Source organism: Cupriavidus sp. HMR-1 (assembly GCF_000319775.1).
In the GTDB taxonomy this organism is placed as follows: Bacteria; Pseudomonadota; Gammaproteobacteria; order Burkholderiales; family Burkholderiaceae; genus Cupriavidus; species Cupriavidus metallidurans.
This window is the reverse complement of sequence record NZ_ANKP01000026.1, coordinates 23505-41618: the sequence shown is the minus strand read 5'-3', so window position 1 is coordinate 41618 and position 18114 is coordinate 23505. Positions and strand designations below refer to the sequence as shown.

The following is an 18114-nucleotide window of genomic DNA, read 5'->3' as shown; positions in this document are numbered from 1 at the left end:
AACCGCCGCGGGGTGGTGCCGCCCCGTCTCCGGTAACCCCGCGCAGGGTAGGAAATTGCGTTTCGCGGTATCCTTGCCGGCGTGCCACGTCCGCGCCGCCTGCCCGGCGCCGCCCGGCGCGCCTGCCCCGGCCCGGTATCATGCCGCTCGGGCCCCACGGCGCATCAAGCATTTTGCATACCCTATGAAAGATCTAGAAAGTGAGCTGATCGGCTCTGCCCGGCTGCCGACCCGCTACGGAGAATTTACCGCACACGCCTTCCAGGGCGTTGATACCGGTACTGAACATCTCGCGCTGTCGATGGGCGAAATTTCGGGCGAAAACCTGCTCGTGCGCTTGCATTCGGAATGCCTGACCGGTGACGTCTTCGGTTCCTGCCGCTGCGACTGCGGCGAGCAACTCGACCTCGCGATGAAGCGGATCGCCGAAGAGGGCCGCGGCATCCTGCTGTACCTGCGTGGTCACGAGGGACGCGGCATTGGCCTGTCGAACAAGATCCGCGCGTATGCGTTGCAGGATGGCGGACTGGATACGGTTGATGCCAATCTGGCGCTGGGCCAGGCGATCGATTCGCGCACCTATGCGTTCGCGGCCGATTTTCTGCGTCAGTGGGGTGTGAGTTCGGTCCGTCTGATGAGCAACAACCCGATCAAGATCAAGGCGCTCGAGGATGCAGGCATCAAGGTGACCGAGCAGGTCCGCCATGTGGTGCCGGCGAACGCCGAGAACGAGAAGTATCTGGCCACCAAGCGGTCGCGCATGGGGCACCTGCTGGACTGATCGACTGGGTTGAGGCAAGCGGCCGATGGCTGACATCGAAGGCGCTTCGTATGACGAAGCGCCTTTTCTTTTGTGCATCGGAATCGAAATCAAAATCAGTCGCATAATCGTCGATACTGCCTTGATTTTCGCGGAAAATCGCACTGGAGCTTGATCTTCCGCTGTCGGGAATTACCATGAAAATCACGCCGAAAAACCTTTCGGAGGATTTGTCATGAAGGCAGACAAAAAGGTCATCCAGTTACTGAATGGCCAGCTCAAGCACGAACTGACCGCCATCAATCAGTATTTCCTGCACGCGCGCATGTATCGTCACTGGGGGCTCAAGGAACTCGGCAAGCACGAGTACGAGGAGTCGATCGAGGAGATGAAACATGCGGACAAGCTGATCGAACGCATCCTGATGCTCGACGGTCTGCCCAATCTGCAGGACCTGGACAAGCTGCTGCTGGGCGAGAACACCGAAGAGATGCTTGCCTGTGACCTCAAGCTCGAACTCGGGTCTCAGGTCACCAGCAAGGATGCGATCAAGTACTGCGAGTCGGTGGGCGACTATGTCTCGCGCGAGATCCTGAGCGAGATCCTCTCCGATACCGAGGATCACATCGACTGGCTGCAGACGCAGCTCGAGCTGATCGGCAAGATCGGTCTGCAGAACTACCAGCAAAGTGCGATGGGCGGCGTCGAATAAGCCCGTCGCCAGCAGGTTTTTCCAACATCGGATACACTGCGCCCCGCACCTCGGAGCGGTCCCACACGCGGACCGGCATCCCACGGCGGGGTGGCAGAGTGGTTATGCGACGGCCTGCAAAGCCGTTTACGACGGTTCGATTCCGTATCCCCGCCTCCAATTCCCCAATCTCCCCGAAATCCCTTTTCATTCTCCGGACGCATTTTTGTCATTGCGGTGTCTTCCGGTTCGTGAGTAAAAGCTGGCGCGTTTCATGCAGCATGGCGGGTGGTTTGCACCGTCATGCGTGGTCAGGCGTGGCGTGCGTCGCATCGGGCCATCTCCCTCTGGTAAGTCCGCCCCGATTGCGATACTGTCGAACCGGGCGTGCACCAAACGTCAGCATCCCGCCGCTCGCCAAGGGCGCACGTTCGTCGTACGACAAGTCCGGCTCTCGTACCAGCCGCCGGCAGCATTATCTGACCATGCAGGGCTTCCATGGCGTATCCGTCCAACGTGATGAGACATACAGAGGCTCCAGATGATTAGGGACTTGCGAATCCGCGCGGCGCAGCCGGCGGATGCCGCCGCAATCGGAGCGGTGCTCGAGCGATGCGGTCTTCCCGTGGACGACCTGGCGCGACTCGTCGGCGAGTTCCATGTGGCGGTACTCGAATCGCAGATCGTCGGTTGCGCGTGTGCCGAACTGTTCGGCGACTCCGCCATCGTGCGATCGGTGGCGGTACTGCGAGAATGGCGCGACCAGGGGATTGCGAGCCATCTCGTCAACGCCGTGATGATGCGCGCCCGTGCCAACGGCAGCCGCCGCGCCGTGCTGCTGACGTCGACTTGTCCGAGCTACTTCGCGCGTTATGGCTTCACGCTGATTCACGCATCGAAGCTGCCGCCGGAAATTCTCGAAAGCAAGGAGTTCCAGCGGATGCGCAATACCAGCGCGCTTTGCATGTGCTGCGAGCTGGCCTGAGAGACTTGAGCGTCGGCAGGATTCCGCAAAAGCGTCAATAATCGGGTCTCCGCAATTCGCACGAGCATCGAGGAGCCCCCATGCGAACCACCGTCCGCGCCGTCCGTCTTCACGAATTTGGTTTGCCGCAAGTGATGCGGCTCGAGTCCGTCGAATTGCCGCCACCAGCGGCAGGCGAGGCGCGGGTGCGACATACCGCGATCGGTTTCAATTTCATCGACGTCTACCAGCGGCGCGGCACCTATCCGCTGCCGGTCGGCACGGGTCTGGGCCATGAGGCCGCCGGCGTGGTCGAGGCGATTGGTGCTGGTGTGACCGATGTCGCGGTCGGTGATCGCGTGGCCTACATGAACGCCGGACTCGGCGCCTACGCCGAAGGGCGCAATATCCCCGTGGACAAGCTTGTGAAGCTGCCCGATGCGATCAGCGACGAGCAGGCCGCGGCCGTGATCTTCAAGGGCATGACCGCGCAGTACCTGGTCCGCCACACCTATGCGGTGAAACCGGGCGACACCGTACTTGTGCACGCGGCGGCAGGGGGCGTCGGGCAGATCCTGAGCGGCTGGGCGAAGGCGCTGGGCGCGCGCGTGATCGGCACGGCCGGGTCAGCGGCGAAATGCGAGATTGCCCGCGCCGTGGGATGCGACGTCGCTATCGACTACAGCCATGGCGATTGGGTCAAGCAGGTGCGTGATGCCACCGATGGGCGCGGCGTGAACGTAGTCTATGACGCCGTGGGCAAGGACACCTTCCTCGGCTCGCTCGATTGCGCGCAGACCTTCGGCATGGTGGTGCTCTACGGCGGCGCGTCCGGCCCGGCACCTGCCATCGAGCCCGAGTTGCTCAACAAGAAGGGCTGCCTGTACCTGACGCGGCCCTCGGTGTTCCCGCACAACGCCGATGCGACACGTTTCCGCGCCAATGCGAAGGACCTGTTCGATGCCATCGCCGCCGGTCACGTGAAGGTCCAGATTGGCGCGCGCTTTCCGCTGGAGGATGTGGCGCGCGCGCACGAGGCCGCCGAAGGCCGGGCGACTACCGGCGCGATCCTGCTGCTGCCCTGAGTGACATGAGCGGGTTTGCCGCCTAGTGACGATGGCCGCGATGCGCCGCGTGGCCGTCGTGGCCATCTCGGCCACCGTCGCATTGATTGATTTCGACGCTCACGTGCACGAGTTCATCGTGTACCGATAGCGCGTGCCGCACGCGCTGCGGCGTCAGGCTGGCGTCGTGGGTGACCAGGCTGGCGATGCACGCGAATTTCTCACGGCCCACGCGCCAGACGTGCAGGTCGGCCACGCGCGTGCCGTCCTCGCCGTGCGAGAACTGCGCCAGCACTTCGCGTACTTCTTCGACCACCGGGTGATCCATCTCGCGATCTAGCAGCACCGTCCCGCTCTGGCGCATCAGGCCGATGGCCCAGCGGCCTACCAGCACCGCGCCGACCAGACCCATCACCGGGTCGAGCCAGCTCCATCCCAGCCACCAGCCACCCGCCAATGCAACGATCGCCAATACCGAGGTGGCAGCATCGGCCACCACGTGCAGATACGCCGAACGCAGGTTGATGTCGTGATGGCGGTGGCCGTGATTGTCATGACCATGGCCATGATCGTGGTGATCATGCCCGTGCGCCTGATGGCCGTGGTCGTGCCCTTGAGCGTGCCCTTGACCCTGACCGTGATCATGGCCGTGGTGCGCGCCGCCGAGGATCAACGCACAGGCCAGGTTGACGATCAGGCCGATCACGGTGATCGCCATCGCCTCCTGATAGTGAATTGGCTGGGGGGTGAACAGCCGCTCGACCGAGCCAAACACCATCAGGCCAGCGACGCCAAGCAGGAAGATGGCGCTGGCGAATGCGGCAAGAACTTCGATCTTCCAGGTCCCGAAAGAGAATCGGCCGTCCTGCGACAGTCGCCGGGCCGCCGCATAGGCGAACGCGGACAGGCCGATGGCCAGCGCGTGTGAACTCATATGCCAGCCATCGGCCAGCAGTGCCATCGAGTTGAAGACGAGACCCGCGGCGATTTCGACGATCATCATCGCCAGCGTGATCCACATGACCAGCCGGGTGCCGCGTTCGGCCGCCTGGTTGCCTGCGTCGAACACGTGGGAGTGGGTCCACGCGGAGAGATTCTGTGTGTGCATGGCGGTGCAGTCCGGATGGGTTGGATCAGGATTTGAAGTATGCGCGATGGGTAGCAGCATGGGTGATCGACAGGGTCTTCACCCCTGCCGTCGACATGGCTGCCCGGCTGCAGTCGGCTACCAGCGATGAGTTACCAGCCGTGATATGGCGCAGCCGGGTCGTAGTGGCCGAAGCGCTCCGCGAGGAAGTCGACGAATGCGCGTACGCGTGCCGAGAGCTTGTCACGAGACAGATACACGGCATGGATGTCGGCGGCCGGTGCGGACCATTCCGGCAACACTTGCCGCAGCCGTCCCGAGCGCAGCAGCGGCGCGACCTCCCATTCGGACCTCAGCACGATGCCGTGGCCCTGCAGCGCCCAGTTGACGGCCACCTCGCCATCGTTGGTCGCCGCCATGCCGCGCACCTTGACCGTCTCCTGCCGCGCGGCGGATTGCTGGTGCTGGAGGTGCCAGGTGCCGTATGCGGCCTCGCTCTCGCGGATCACGATGCAGCGATGCTGCGTCAGCGCGCGTGGCGACGCGGGCTCGCCGTGGCGGGCGAGGTAGGCGGGGGATGCGCACAGGAGCCGGCTATTGAGCGCGAGCCGTCGGGCGTTGAGGCGGGCGTCGGGCAGGTCGCCCACCAGGATGCCGACGTCGTAGCCTTCCTCGGCCAGATTCAGTGCGCGGTCGGTCAACTGAAGCTGCACTTCGATATCGGGACAGGCCACGAGAAAATCACTGATGGCGGGCGCCAGATGGCGGCGTCCGAACCCGAGCGTGCCATTGACCCGCAGCAGGCCGCGCGGCGCCACGCGGCTGCCCCGCAAGCCCTGCTCCAGCTCGTCGAGCTCGGCCAGGATTCTTCCACCCTGGGCCAGATATGCCTCGCCCTCCGGCGTGACCGACAGTCGCCGCGTGGTGCGATTCAGCAGCCGCACCCCAAGGCGTGCCTCGAGCGCCGCCAGCCGCTTGCTGGCCGCCGACGGCGTGACGCCAAGCTGCTGCGCCGCGCCGGCAAGACTGCCGCGCTTGACCAGCAACACGAAGAACGCGAGATCGGAGAAGGCATCCATGGCGGCCGGTTATTGGTGATGCATTCGTGAACTAAAGGAACGAATGTAAGTAATTTGGCGAAATTATAGCGATGGATTCCGCGATTAGACTGCGTGCATTCATTCATTCGAATTGCATTCACCCAGCCAATGCCATGACCGGTCGCACGCTATATCAGAAGCTCGTGGACTCGCACACGGTCGTCACGCTCGATGCGGACAACGTGCTGCTGTACGCGGATCTCCACATCATGAACGAGTACACGAGTCCGCAGGCGTTCGCCGGGCTCGCCGAGCAGGGCCGCAAGGTGGCGACGCCGGGCCAGAACCTGGCCGTGGTCGATCACATCATCCCGACGCACGCGGAATCCCCGCGCGTGATCCAGGATCCCGCCTCGGCGCTGCAGGCCCGCAACCTGAAACGTAATTGCGACCTGCACGGTATTCCGCTGTTCGATACCAACGATCCGCTGCAGGGTATCGAGCATGTGATCGCGCCCGAGCACGGCATGATCCGGCCCGGCATGGTCGTGCTTTGCGGCGACAGCCATACCACCACCTACGGCGCATTCGGCGCGCTGGGCTTCGGCATCGGCACCTCCGAGGTGGAGCACGTGCTGGCCACGCAGACGCTGGTCTACCGGCTGGCCCGCGACATGCGTATCCGCGTGGATGGCCCGCTGCCATCGGGCACGACATCGAAAGACCTGATTCTCCACATCATCTCGCGCATCAGCGCGCAGGGCGCGCGTGGCTACGTGGTGGAGTTCACCGGCAGCACGATCCGCGCGTTGTCGATGGAAGCGCGCATGACCCTGTGCAACATGACCGTGGAGGCGGGCGCGCGCGGGGCACTGATCGCGCCCGATGCCACGTCGATCGACTATGTCCTGCGCCGGGCGCCAGACATCGACGCCGACATGGCCGAAGCAGCGAGCCGGGCATGGGCCGGGCTGAGTTCGGATGCCGATGCCGGCTTCGATCTCGAACTGGCATTCGATGCCGCTGCGGTCGAGCCGTTCGTCACCTGGGGCACGAGCCCGGATCAGGCGATTCCTGTGAGCGCCCCGGTGCCGCAGCCGGCCGACGCCGGAGACAGCATCGCCCGCGTCTCCGCCGAGCGCGCGCTTGAATACATCGGCGTGACGCCCGGAGTGTCGCTGCAGGGGCTGCCCGTGCAGCGGGTGTTCATCGGCTCCTGCACGAATGGCCGCATCGAGGACTTGCGCCAGGTGGCCGCCGTGGTACGCGGCCGCAGGGTGGCGCCGGGCGTCCGTGCAATGGTGGTGCCGGGCTCCGGCGCCGTGCGCGATCAGGCTGAAGCCGAGGGCATTGCGGCCTTGCTGATCGATGCTGGATTCGAATGGCGCAAGCCCGGCTGTTCGATGTGCCTTGCGATGAACGACGACGTGCTGGCGCCGGGCGAGCGCTGCGCGTCGACCACCAACCGAAACTTCGAGGGCCGCCAGGGCCGTGCCGGACGCACGCACCTGATGAGCCCGGCCATGGCCGCCGCCGCGGCTGTTACCGGCTGCATCACCGACGTGCGGGAACTGGAGATCCAACATGGATGACATCACGACGATCGAAGGTGTCGGCGCGCCGCTACCGCTGCCGAACCTGGATACCGACCAGATCATGCCGAAGCAATTCCTGCGTGGCATCGACAAGGCGGGGCTCGACCGCGGACTGCTTCACGACATGCGTTTCGACGCGAACGGCGCCCCGCGCGCGGACTTTGTACTGAACCAGCCGGCGTGGCGCGACACGCGCGTGCTGGTCGCCGGGCCGAACTTCGGCTGCGGTTCGAGCCGCGAGCATGCGGTCTGGGGGCTGCAGCAATATGGCATCCGCGCGGTCATCGCGCCGAGCTTCGGCGAGATCTTCTACTCGAACGCGATGAACAACCGGTTGTTGCTGGTGGCGCTGCCGCAGGCGGATGTCGACCAGATCATGGCGGCCGTGAGTGACCCCGTGGCGCCGGCGTCGATCCGTATCGACCTGTCGACCATGACGGTCCGTGCCGGCGAATTCACCAAGGCGTTCTCGCTCTCTCCGCGCCACCTCGACATGTTCCGGCTCGGCCTCGATGTCATCGGCATGTCGTTGACGCACGCCGATGCGATTGCGGCATTCGCAAGCCGGCACCACGCGGACAACCCCTGGCTACGCGACGTGGCCGCGACTACCATGGCACGGCTCGGCCGTATGGCTGGCTGATGGAGGAGACACGATGTTCGAAGGATTCACGACCCACCGCATCGATCACAACGGCGTGGCGATCCACGCGGTGGTCGGCGGAGACGGTCCGCCGCTGCTGCTGTTGCACGGCCATCCGCAGACGCATGTGATCTGGCACAAGGTGGCCGGTGAACTGGCCCGGCATTTCACGGTGGTGGCCACCGACCTGCGTGGCTACGGCGATAGCGACAAGCCGGCGGGTCTGCCCGACCACAGCAACTACAGCAAGCGGACGATGGCGGCCGATCAGATGGCGGTGATGCGGGCACTCGGCTTCGAGCGTTTCCGCGTGCTTGCTCACGACCGCGGCGCGCGCGTGGCGCACCGGCTGGCCGTCGATCATCAGCAGGCTGTGGAGAAGCTCGTGACGCTCGATATCGCCCCGACGCTGGCGATGTACGCGCAGACCAACGAGGCGTTTGCCCGGGCCTACTATCACTGGTTTTTCCTGATCCGTCCCGCGCCGTTCCCGGAGACCCTGATCGAGGCCGACCCCGAGCTTTACCTGCGCCAGACCATGGGTAGCCGCAGCGCCGGCCTGGCGCCGTTCACCGACGAGGCGCTGGCCGAATACCTGCGCGGGCTGCGCCAGCCGGGCGCGGCGCATGGACTGTGCGAGGACTATCGCGCCAGCGCGGGCATCGATCTCGATCACGACCGCGCCGATATCGCGGCTGGCCGCATGATCGAATGCGAGATGCTGGCGTTGTGGGGAGCCGACGGGGCTGTCGGAAAGTGTTTTCAGCCACTTGAAGAATGGCGCAAGGTCGCGCGCCGTGTGACCGGTCATGCACTGCTATGCGGGCACTACATCGCCGAGGAAGTCCCGGAGCAACTGCTGGCGGAAGTGCTCCCGTTCCTGCGCGCCTGAGCAAGGCAACCTGTTGATTCCACGATGTTTATCCCTCTCCCGCAGTCAGCCGGGAGAGGGATTGTTGGCATCGGCGTGTGATTCGCGCCGATCGCGCTCGCGTAGGCCCACCATATCCCGCCTCGCACTATCTCCAATTTTTTTGATCTTCATGTTTAACCGCCGTTGTGCAGCATATGTCCTACGCTGGCATGATGGCGGCCAGATGGTTCTTTGATGAGTCGGATGTTGTCGTGTCAACATGCGCGACAACCTGCGCAAACATACATTCATGGATGGATGTATAATGCGCAGCAAAAATTCATTCCAAGACCCCTTTACTGCTGTTAGTTTTCACAATGACGTACCGATTTATTGCAAGCTGTCTTGCCGTCTGGCTCGGAATCTGTGTCGCCGCGAGCTGGTTGGTGGAGCGACTCTGGGCTTGACCGCCATCTGAGCGGTAGAGTGCTTCAGCCGGCATGGCTGCCTATGCAGTTCCCTTCGATGTCCGTTGCCGAGCCAATCTCTCTTCCATGTCCATGAACAAGAAGACAGAACAACAAGAACATCACATGCCCCCAGTTTCCCTGTTCCGCAAGCTACCCTCCGTACGCCTTCTGGCTGTCGCCGCACTGGTGGCGGGCGCCAGTTCGGCGGCCAGCGCCGAGGAACTGGTCGGTTGGGCGCACCCGGCCGTGCAGGCCGCGTTCGCGCGCGATACCGACCATGGCATCAACAAGTACGAAATCGCGGTCAACTTCAACACGCCAATCCAGTACGGCAATCCCGATGGATGGCTGTTCAGGCTGCAGGCGGAAGCCAACATGGGCTACTGGGACGCGCGCAGCGGCACCAATCGCCAGAACCTGATGGAGTTCGGCCTGACGCCGATCCTGCGTGTGGAAAAGCGCGGCGGCTACTTCGTGCCGTTCCTGGAAGCCGGCGTGGGCTTGCGCCTGCTGACGCACACGTCGACGTCAGACCAGCACAATTTCAGCACAGCCTTCCAGTTTGGCGACATGGTCGGCCTGGGTGTGGGGTTCGGCAAGAATGCCGCGACCGAAGTGGGCATGCGCTTCCAGCACATCTCGAACGCCGGCATCAAGGAACCGAACCCGGGCACCAATCTGTACACCGGGTACGTGCGCTATCGCTTCTGATTCGGACGGCCGGCTGATCAGGCGGCGCGCGCCAACGCGCCCTGATCGGTGCGTACCGCATCGAAGAAGTCCCACAACTGCGGTGCGTCGCTGGTCGCCACATTGAAGCGAATCCAGGGCGAATCGGCTTCGCCGGGCTCGAAGTAGGCGCCGGGCGCCAGCCAGATACCGTGCTCCAGCGCAAGCGTGGCCAGCCTGTTGCCCGACGGCGCGGGCCCGTCGGCATCTCGCATGCGTGCCCACGCGAACATCCCGCCTTCGGGGCGCAGCAGGACCTCCAGGCCGTGCGCGTCCATCTTCTCGGTCACCAGATCCTGCTGGGCGCGTAGCCGCTCGGCGAGCGCCGCCACGTGCCGGCCATAGTGCCCGCTGGTCAGGACCGAATACACGAGCCGCTCGGTCACTTCCGAGGACGTCAGTCCCACGGCCATCTTCGTGCGTGCGAAGGCCTTGGCCAGATCCGGGCTTGCGGCCAGATAGCCGACGCGCAGCGACGGCGCGATCGTCTTCGAGAAACCGTTCACATAGACCACCTGCGAGAGCCCGTCCATTGCCGCGAGCATCGGCGACCCGGCCGGCGCCAGTTCGCGATAGATGTCGTCTTCCACCACCAGTAGCCGGTGCTGCTCCGCGATCTGCAACACGCGGAACGCGTTCATGCTGGTCAGGCTCGCGCCGGTGGGGTTCTGCAGCACCGTGTTGATGAACAGCGCACGCGGCGAGTGCTGGCGAATGGCGTCTTCGAGCGCGTCCGTGTCGAGGCCCGCAGCCGTGCGCGGCACGCCGATCGCGCGCAGGCCCGCCAGCCGAAGGATCTGCAGCAGATTGCAGTAGCACGGCGACTCCACCAGTACCGTGTCGCCGGGGCGCAGCAGTGTGCGCACGACCAGATCCAGCGCCTGCGTGGCGCCCTGGGTCAGCACCACCTGTTGCGATCGCGCCGGAATGCCGTACTGGCTCAGGTGCGCGGCGATATGCTCGCGCAGCGCGCCGAAGCCGTAGGGATGGCCGTATCCAGACACCTGCGCGGCCGGCACGCGCGCCGCGCTGCGCATGGCCTGATGCAAGCCTTCCTCGTTGAGCCAGTCGCCGGGCAGCCAGCCAGCCCCCGCCTTGATCGGCACGGAGTGGTCGGCGAATACATCGGAAAGCAGCCAGGCCGCGTTGAGTCCCGGGGCCTCCCAGTGTGGCGCGCGCGCATGGCCGGCTGGGGCGTGCCGGTGTGCCACCGTGTAGCCGGAGCCGGGGCGGGCCGCGAGATACCCGAGCGCTGTCAGCCGGCCATAGGCCTCGGCGACGGTGAAGGTGCTGACATCGTGCTGCTGGGCGAAGCGACGCACCGACGGTAGCAACGCGCCGGCCCGCAGGGCCCGGCTGTCCACGAGCGCGGCGATGCCGGCTACGATCTGTTCGGTCAGCGTCTCGCCGCCCCGGCGGCTGCGAACAAGGTTCAGGTTGAGCATTCGACGCCCGCAAGAGAACGAAACCTGTACAGTGTAGCGGGTACGGCGGATTGATGCGTTGCAGCGTGAACCCTTATTCCAGTGCCAACACGGGGCCTTCCGCTCGCGTCGTGTGATGTGGTGTACCTGTACGGTTTGAGCTTCCTAAACTGTACGGTAAGGCGTCGATCTCGCGACCGTATATTCTTGATGCCAGACCCCGCCGGTAGAGTTGCCCGAAACCGTGGCCGAACTCCCGAAATGAGCCCGGCTTCGCCCCACACCGCCCCACAACGCCTCACACCGCCATCAGGAGAATGTATGGACGCCGCCAAGACCGTGATCCCCGATCTCGAATCCCTGTGGATGCCCTTTACGGCCAATCGCCAGTACAAGTCCGCGCCGCGCCTGCTGGTATCGGCCAGCGGCATGTACTACACGACCCATGACGGTCGCCAGATCCTGGACGGTTGCGCCGGCCTCTGGTGCGTGGCCGCGGGCCACGCCCGCAAGGAAATCGTCGAGGCGATCGCGCAACAGGCCGCCACGCTGGACTACGCGCCGCCGTTCCAGATGGGCCACCCGCTTGAATTCGAAGCGGCGACCAAGGTGGCGTCGCTGATGCCGCAGGGGCTGGACCGCATCTTCTTCACGAACTCCGGTTCCGAATCGGTCGATACCGCGCTGAAGATCGCGCTGGCCTATCACCGTGCCCGTGGCGAAGGCCAGCGCACGCGCGTTATCGGCCGCGAGCGCGGCTACCACGGCGTGGGCTTCGGCGGCATGGGCGTTGGCGGTATCGGGCCGAACCGCAAGATGTGGTCGGCCAATGTGATGCCCGGCACCGATCACCTGCCTGCCACGCTGAACATCGCCGAGGCCGCGTACTCGAAGGGCCAGCCGCAATGGGGCGCCCATCTGGCCGATGAACTCGAGCGGCTGGTCGCGCTGCACGACGCTTCGAACATCGCCGCTGTGATCGTGGAGCCGATGGCCGGTTCGGCCGGCGTGCTGATTCCGCCGGTTGGCTATCTGGAAAAACTGCGCGAGATCACCAGCAAGCACGGCATCCTGCTGATCTTCGACGAAGTGATCACCGCGTTCGGCCGCCTGGGCGCCGCAACCGGCGCCGAGCGTCTGAAGGTGACGCCGGACCTGATCACCATGGCCAAGGCCATCAACAACGCCGCCGTGCCGATGGGCGCCGTGGCCGTGCGCCGCGAAGTGCATGACGCGGTGATCAACGCCACGCCGCAAGGCGGCATCGAGCTGCCGCATGGTTACACGTACTCGGGCCATCCGCTGGCGATGGCGGCCTGTATCGCCACGCTCGACCTCTACAAGCGCGACAAGCTGTTCGAACGCGCGGCCGAGATGTCGCCGAAGTTCGAGTCGGCCGTCCACGGCTTGCGTGGCGAGCCGTATGTGAAGGACATCCGCAACCTTGGCCTGGTGGCGGGCGTGGAACTGGAATCGCGACCCGGCGCGCCGGGCGCACGTGCCTACGAGGCATTCCTGAAATGCCTGGAGCTGGGTCTGCTGGTACGCTACACCGGCGATATCCTGGCGTTCTCGCCGCCGCTGATTATTTCGGAGGCCGAGATCGACCAGATGTTCGACACCGTGCGCCAGGCCTTGCATAGCATCAAGTAAGACCCGCCCCAGAGCGCCAGAGACAACGAGGAAGACCGCAGTGAACATTGCAGAAAACCGGCAGATCGCCGAAATCCATCACTACGTTGGCGGGACCGTGCGCCGTGCGGGCACGGACCGCTTTGCCGATGTGTTCAACCCCGCCACGGGCGAAGTGGCCGCGCGCGTGGCCATGGGCTCAGCGGATGACGTGGCGGCAGCAGTCGCCGCCGCCAAGGCCGCGGCCCCGGCATGGGCGGAGATGCCGCCGCTGCGCCGCGCCCGCATCCTGTTCAAGTTCAAGGAACTGCTCGACCGCCATCACGACGACCTGGCCGCGCTGATCACGCGTGAGCACGGCAAGGTGTTTTCCGATGCCAAGGGTGAGGTGACGCGCGGTATCGAGGTGGTGGAATTCGCCTGCGGCATCCCCAACCTGCTCAAGACCGACTTCACCGACAACATCGGCGGTGGCATCGACAACTGGAACCTGCGCCAGCCGCTGGGCGTGGTGGCCGGCATCACGCCGTTCAACTTCCCGGTCATGGTGCCGATGTGGATGTTCCCGGTGGCCCTGGCATGCGGCAACACGTTCGTGCTGAAGCCGTCCGAGCGCGATCCGTCGCCGAGCCTGCTGATCGCCGACCTGCTCAAGCAGGCCGGTCTGCCCGATGGCGTGTTCAACGTGGTGCAGGGTGACAAGGTCGCCGTCGACGCGCTGCTGGCGCACCCGGACGTGCAGGCGCTGTCGTTCGTCGGCTCCACGCCGATCGCCGAGTACATCTACACGGAAGGCACGAAGCACGGCAAGCGCGTGCAGGCGCTGGGCGGCGCGAAGAACCACCTGGTGGTGATGCCCGACGCCGATCTCGATCAGGCCGTGGACGCGCTGGTTGGCGCGGCGTACGGTTCCGCCGGTGAGCGCTGCATGGCGATCTCGGTGGCCGTGGCCGTTGGCGACGTGGCCGACCGTCTGGTGCCGCGTCTGGCCGAGCGCGCGGCCACGCTGAAGATCCGCAACGGCATGGAGGATGACGCCGAAATGGGTCCGCTGGTGACCGCCGCGCACAAGGCGAAGGTCGAGGGCTATATCGCCAAGGGCGTGGCCGAAGGCGCGAAGCTGGTGACCGATGGCCGCGGCCACAAGGTGGACGGTCACGAGAACGGCTTCTTCGTCGGTGGCACGCTGTTCGACAACGTCAAGCCGGACATGACGATCTACAAGGAAGAGATCTTCGGTCCGGTGCTGTCGGTGGTGCGCGTGCACGACTTTGCCGAGGCGGTGGATCTGATCAATCGCCACGAGTTTGGCAATGGCGTGTCGTGCTACACCAGCGACGGCGGCATCGCACGCGCTTTCGCGCGTCAGATCCAGGTGGGCATGGTCGGCATCAACGTGCCGATTCCGGTGCCGATGGCGTGGCATTCGTTCGGTGGCTGGAAGCGCTCGCTGTTCGGCGATCACCATGCCTACGGCGAGGAAGGTGTGCGCTTCTACACACGCTACAAGAGCGTGATGCAACGCTGGCCGGACAGCATCGCCAAGGGTGCGGAGTTCACGATGCCGGTGGCGAAGTAACGGCGTCAGCGCACGGCGATTGTCGGCTGGATCGGGCGTCCCTTCGGGGGCGCCCTTTTCTTTTGCGAGTTTCTTTTGCGAGTATCATGCCGCCCTTCCGCCGGTGCGGCTGCCGTTCAAAAGATGCGCAGCCCAGACCGCTGGCGGATTCCGCACAACCTATAGTCCTTACACGGACTTTTTGCCGGAGCCACGCCATGAGTCTCTTTCGCACCAAAAACATCGACGCCATGCTGGAAGTCAGCGAGCACGACGGATTGCGAAAGGTGCTGGGGGCGGTGGATCTGGTGCTGATGGGTATCGGGGCCATCATCGGCACGGGGATTTTCGTGCTGACTGGCACCGGGGCGCTGACCGCGGGCCCCGCGCTGACGGTGTCGTTCGTGATCGCGGCCATGGCCTGCGGATTCGCGGCGCTGTGCTATGCGGAGTTCGCGTCCGCGATCCCCGTATCCGGTTCGATCTACACCTATAGCTACGCCACGCTCGGCGAGATCGTGGCGTGGATGATCGGCTGGGACCTGCTGCTCGAGTACGGGCTGGCCACGTCGGCAGTGTCAGTGGGGTGGTCCGGCTACTTCCAGTCACTGATCGCCGGGTTCGGCATCCATCTGCCGACCGCGCTGACTGCCGCGCCGGGTGCGGTGCCCGGTGAACACACGCTGTTCAACCTGCCCGCCTGCCTGATCATGCTGGCGATCACGTGGATCGTTTCGTACGGCGTCAAGGAATCGGCACGACTCAACAACGTGATGGTGGCAATCAAGATCAGCGTCGTGCTGCTGTTCATCGCCGTCGGCGTCTGGCACGTGAGGCCCGCCAACTGGCAGCCGTTCGCGCCGTTCGGCATGACCGGCGTCTTCAACGCCGCCGCGCTCGTCTTCTTCGCGTTTATCGGGTTCGATGCGGTGACGTCGGCCGCCGAGGAAGTGCGTAACCCGCGCCGTGACCTGCCGATCGGCATCATCGGTTCGCTGGCGGTATGCACCATCCTTTACGTGACCGTGGCGGCCATCATGACCGGCATCGTGCCGTACATGAAGTTCGAGGGCGTCGACCATCCGGTGTCGCTGGCGCTGCAATACGCGGGGCAGAACTGGGTGGCCGGGTTTGTTGATCTGGGCGCCATCCTCGGCATGACCACCGTGATTCTGGTGATGACCTACGGGCAGACGCGGATCATCTTCGCCATGTCGCGCGACGGGCTGCTGCCGGAAGCGTTATCGACGGTGCACCCGGTTCATGCCACGCCGTACACGGCCACATGGACCGTCGGCATTGTGTTCGCGGCGATCGCCGCCTTCGTGCCGCTGAACGTACTGGCCGAACTGATCAACATCGGCACGCTGGCCGCGTTCACGCTGATCTCGATCGCGATCCTTGTGTTGCGCCGCACGCGCCCAGATTTGCGGCGCGGCTTCCGCTGCCCGGGCGTGCCCGTGGTGCCGCTGCTGGCCGTTGGCTTCTGCCTGTTCCTGATGGCCCATCTGCAGGCGCTGACCTGGATCGCATTCCTGTGCTGGATCGGGTTGGGCTTGATCATCTACTTCGCTTACTCGCGCCGCAACGCGGTGCTGCACAACCACGGCGGCGACGCCGAGGGCTGATCAGCGGCTGCCGGCGTCTTCGAGGAACGCGCGTGCGCGGGGATCGCCCGCGTAGGCCGAGTTGATGCGCACCCACGCCGTGGTCTCGCCGCCGGGGCGAAAGAAGTGTCCCGGCGCCAGCGCCACGCCGTGGTTTTCGGCCAGCGTGACGAGTTCGCGCGAGTCCTCGATGCCGCGCGGACGCGCCCACAGGAAATTGCCGCCTGCCGGCTCGCAGAACACGTCCCAGTTGTACTGGCCCAGAAGCTTGACCACATCGGCCGTGACTTCGCGCGTGCGTACGCGCAGCCGCTCCACGTACTTGCGGTAGTTGCCGCGCTCCAGCATCGTCGCGGTGACGGCTTCGGCGAAATGGGAGCCCGCCACGCTCGTCAGCACCTTCACGTCGATCAGGTCCTTGACCAGCGCCTTGTCTGCAACGATGTAGCCCACGCGCAGCGCCGCCGACACTGTCTTCGAGAACCCGCCAACGTAGATCACGTGCTCGAGCTGGTCGAGCGTGGCCAGCCGGTCGGTGAAGTTGAGCTGGAAGTCCGAGAAGATGTCGTCTTCCACGAAACGGAAGTTGTGCTTGCGTGCCAGTTCGAGCAGCCGGAATGCCACCGGTGGCGCCAGCGTGGAGCCGGTTGGGTTCTGCAGCACACTGTTCGTGAAGAACAGCTTCGGCTTGTGATCACGCAGCAGGCGCTCGCAGGCCTCGGGGTCAGGCCCGTTCGGCGTGTGCGGCACGCCCACGAGCTGCACGCCCTGCATGCGCAGCAAGCCAAACAGGTTGTAGTAGCCGGGGTCTTCCACGAACACGGTATCGCCGGGCTTGAGCAGGTGGCGCGCCACGAGGTCGAGCGCCTGGCTTGCGCCCGTCGTGATCAGGATCTGAGACAACTCGGCCTGGATGCCGACCTGCCGCACGCGCGTCAGCACCTGCTTGCGCAGTTCCGGATGACCCAGCGGCGTGGCGTAGTGGATCACGCTGTCGATGTCGTGGCGCGTGATGTGACGAATGGCCTGCGTCAGGCCCTCCACATCGCGCCATTCCTCGGGCACGAAGCCGCCAGCCAGCTTCAGCGTGCCACTGGGGTGGTGGAACTGGTCGATGATATGGAGCGACAGGTCCTCCGCCAGACTCGGGTCGGACCAGCCGCGTCCGCTGCGCCCGGCCAGCGTGCTGTCCGCGACGTAGAAGCCCGAGCCTTGCCGCGAATCGACCAACCCCTGCGAGACCAGTCGGTCGTATGCCTCGATAACCGGGAAACGGCTGATGCCGTGCTCGGCGGCCATTTGCCGGATCGACGGCAGACGTGCCCCGGGCAGCGCTTCCCGCGAGCTGATCCAGGCCTTCACGCCCAGCACGATCTGTTCGGTCAGCGGTACGCCGGTGGAGGGGTCTAGTATGAGTCTCATAGGAGGCGGCAGCGGCAACTGTCAGCAAAAACTACTGAACAGTTCAATGAAAACTGTTCGGAACTGTGCATGGGATTGTAGTCCGCGCCGTGAATAATGGAAGCGTGGCGCGGCGTCACCGGAATCCTCACCGTCGCGCCGGCAAGATCAGGAGACACCCATGCGCGAACTCAGGACATTTGAGCTTGAAGAACCCGACCAATCCGTGACGTGGCGTGCCCGGCACGGTCATAGCGTCACCGCGCTGGAAGGCCGGCTGTGGCTGACTGTGGAAGGGCATCTGGCCGATATCTGGCTGCGGCCCGGCGATGTCATGACGTTGCCGGAAGGCGCGCGCGTCTGGCTGTCGGGCGACGTACCCGGGTCGCGGTTCCTGCTGACTGAATCCCCGGCCCCGTGGTCGTTGCGGCGCGCAGTCTTCATCACCCGCCAGCTTGCCCGCCGCTGGGGCGAGCACAAGACCGCCGCCTTCGGCGACTGCCCGCGGATCAGCGCCTGATTCGCCCCTGATTCGCCGCCACGGCTTCACTGTCGAGACCCGGACGCCCGCCTGACGGGCGTTCGTGGCCATCAGG

General features: G+C 64.9%; 17 protein-coding genes and 1 tRNA gene. 14 read left to right on the top strand and 4 right to left on the bottom strand.

Going from position 1 to position 18114, the window contains the following annotated elements; genetic code table 11:
- Nucleotides 1-184: 184 nt before the first annotated feature.
- From ribA to D769_RS02560, 6 genes are all read left to right on the top strand, one after another.
- On the top strand, nt 185-781 hold the full coding sequence (ribA, locus tag D769_RS02580) for a GTP cyclohydrolase II (protein ID WP_008641823.1): 597 nt from the start codon (nt 185-187) through the stop codon (nt 779-781).
- A 25-nt stretch (nt 782-806) separates the two neighbouring features.
- On the top strand, nt 807-935 hold the full coding sequence (locus tag D769_RS32895; protein ID WP_267880398.1) for a hypothetical protein: 129 nt from the start codon (nt 807-809) through the stop codon (nt 933-935).
- Nucleotides 936-995: 60 nt separating this feature from the next.
- Nucleotides 996-1472 carry a bacterioferritin gene (gene bfr, locus D769_RS02575; RefSeq protein ID WP_008641822.1) on the top strand — a complete coding sequence of 159 codons (477 nt, stop codon included), beginning with the start codon at nt 996-998 and terminating at the stop codon, nt 1470-1472.
- Between the two features lie 84 nt (nt 1473-1556).
- Nucleotides 1557-1631: transfer RNA gene (locus tag D769_RS02570), tRNA-Cys, on the top strand.
- A 361-nt stretch (nt 1632-1992) separates the two neighbouring features.
- Nucleotides 1993-2436, top strand: a complete 444-nt coding sequence (locus D769_RS02565) for a GNAT family N-acetyltransferase (RefSeq protein WP_008641821.1) — start codon at nt 1993-1995, stop codon at nt 2434-2436.
- An 80-nt stretch (nt 2437-2516) separates the two neighbouring features.
- Nucleotides 2517-3500: a quinone oxidoreductase gene (locus D769_RS02560; RefSeq protein ID WP_008641820.1), complete on the top strand. Its 984-nt coding sequence runs from the start codon at nt 2517-2519 to the stop codon at nt 3498-3500.
- A 22-nt stretch (nt 3501-3522) separates the two neighbouring features.
- Here the strand turns inward: D769_RS02560 and dmeF are convergent, their stop codons facing one another.
- Entirely contained in the window at nt 3523-4587 is a 1065-nt protein-coding gene (dmeF, locus tag D769_RS02555; RefSeq protein ID WP_040010833.1) for a CDF family Co(II)/Ni(II) efflux transporter DmeF, read from the bottom strand.
- Nucleotides 4588-4718: 131 nt separating this feature from the next.
- Nucleotides 4719-5645: a LysR family transcriptional regulator gene (locus D769_RS02550; protein WP_008641816.1), complete on the bottom strand. Its 927-nt coding sequence runs from the start codon at nt 5643-5645 to the stop codon at nt 4719-4721.
- 134 nt (nt 5646-5779) lie between these two features.
- Between D769_RS02550 and leuC the strand changes: the two genes are divergently transcribed.
- From leuC to D769_RS02530, 4 genes are all read left to right on the top strand, one after another.
- Entirely contained in the window at nt 5780-7198 is a 1419-nt protein-coding gene (gene leuC / locus D769_RS02545; protein WP_008641814.1) for a 3-isopropylmalate dehydratase large subunit, read from the top strand.
- On the top strand, nt 7191-7844 hold the full coding sequence (gene leuD, locus D769_RS02540; RefSeq protein ID WP_008641813.1) for a 3-isopropylmalate dehydratase small subunit: 654 nt from the start codon (nt 7191-7193) through the stop codon (nt 7842-7844). The genes leuC and leuD overlap by 8 nt, the downstream gene beginning before the upstream one ends.
- A 13-nt stretch (nt 7845-7857) precedes the next feature.
- Nucleotides 7858-8736 (top strand): alpha/beta hydrolase, encoded by an 879-nt coding sequence (locus tag D769_RS02535; protein WP_008641810.1) that lies wholly within the window; start codon nt 7858-7860, stop codon nt 8734-8736.
- 554 nt (nt 8737-9290) lie between these two features.
- The gene (locus D769_RS02530) at nt 9291-9878 is read left to right on the top strand and encodes an acyloxyacyl hydrolase (RefSeq protein WP_040010832.1); all 588 of its coding nucleotides are present in this window, start codon (nt 9291-9293) and stop codon (nt 9876-9878) included.
- 17 nt (nt 9879-9895) lie between these two features.
- Here D769_RS02530 and D769_RS02525 read toward each other — a convergent pair whose 3' ends face one another.
- The gene (locus D769_RS02525; RefSeq protein WP_008641807.1) at nt 9896-11341 is read right to left on the bottom strand and encodes a PLP-dependent aminotransferase family protein; all 1446 of its coding nucleotides are present in this window, start codon (nt 11339-11341) and stop codon (nt 9896-9898) included.
- Between the two features lie 300 nt (nt 11342-11641).
- Here D769_RS02525 and D769_RS02520 point away from each other — a divergent pair, with 300 nt between their 5' ends.
- From D769_RS02520 to D769_RS02510, 3 genes are all read left to right on the top strand, one after another.
- On the top strand, nt 11642-12973 hold the full coding sequence (locus D769_RS02520; RefSeq protein ID WP_008641804.1) for an aspartate aminotransferase family protein: 1332 nt from the start codon (nt 11642-11644) through the stop codon (nt 12971-12973).
- Between the two features lie 40 nt (nt 12974-13013).
- Nucleotides 13014-14531, top strand: a complete 1518-nt coding sequence (locus D769_RS02515) for a CoA-acylating methylmalonate-semialdehyde dehydrogenase (RefSeq protein WP_008641802.1) — start codon at nt 13014-13016, stop codon at nt 14529-14531.
- Nucleotides 14532-14728: 197 nt separating this feature from the next.
- Nucleotides 14729-16138, top strand: a complete 1410-nt coding sequence (locus D769_RS02510; protein ID WP_008641800.1) for an amino acid permease — start codon at nt 14729-14731, stop codon at nt 16136-16138.
- On the opposite strand, the gene D769_RS02505 is transcribed toward D769_RS02510, so the two are convergent.
- Nucleotides 16139-17539, bottom strand: coding sequence for a PLP-dependent aminotransferase family protein (locus D769_RS02505; protein ID WP_008641798.1), 1401 nt, complete (start codon nt 17537-17539; stop codon nt 16139-16141).
- Between the two features lie 160 nt (nt 17540-17699).
- Between D769_RS02505 and D769_RS02500 the strand changes: the two genes are divergently transcribed.
- On the top strand, nt 17700-18038 hold the full coding sequence (locus tag D769_RS02500) for a DUF2917 domain-containing protein (protein ID WP_008641796.1): 339 nt from the start codon (nt 17700-17702) through the stop codon (nt 18036-18038).
- Nucleotides 18039-18114 lie beyond the last annotated feature (76 nt).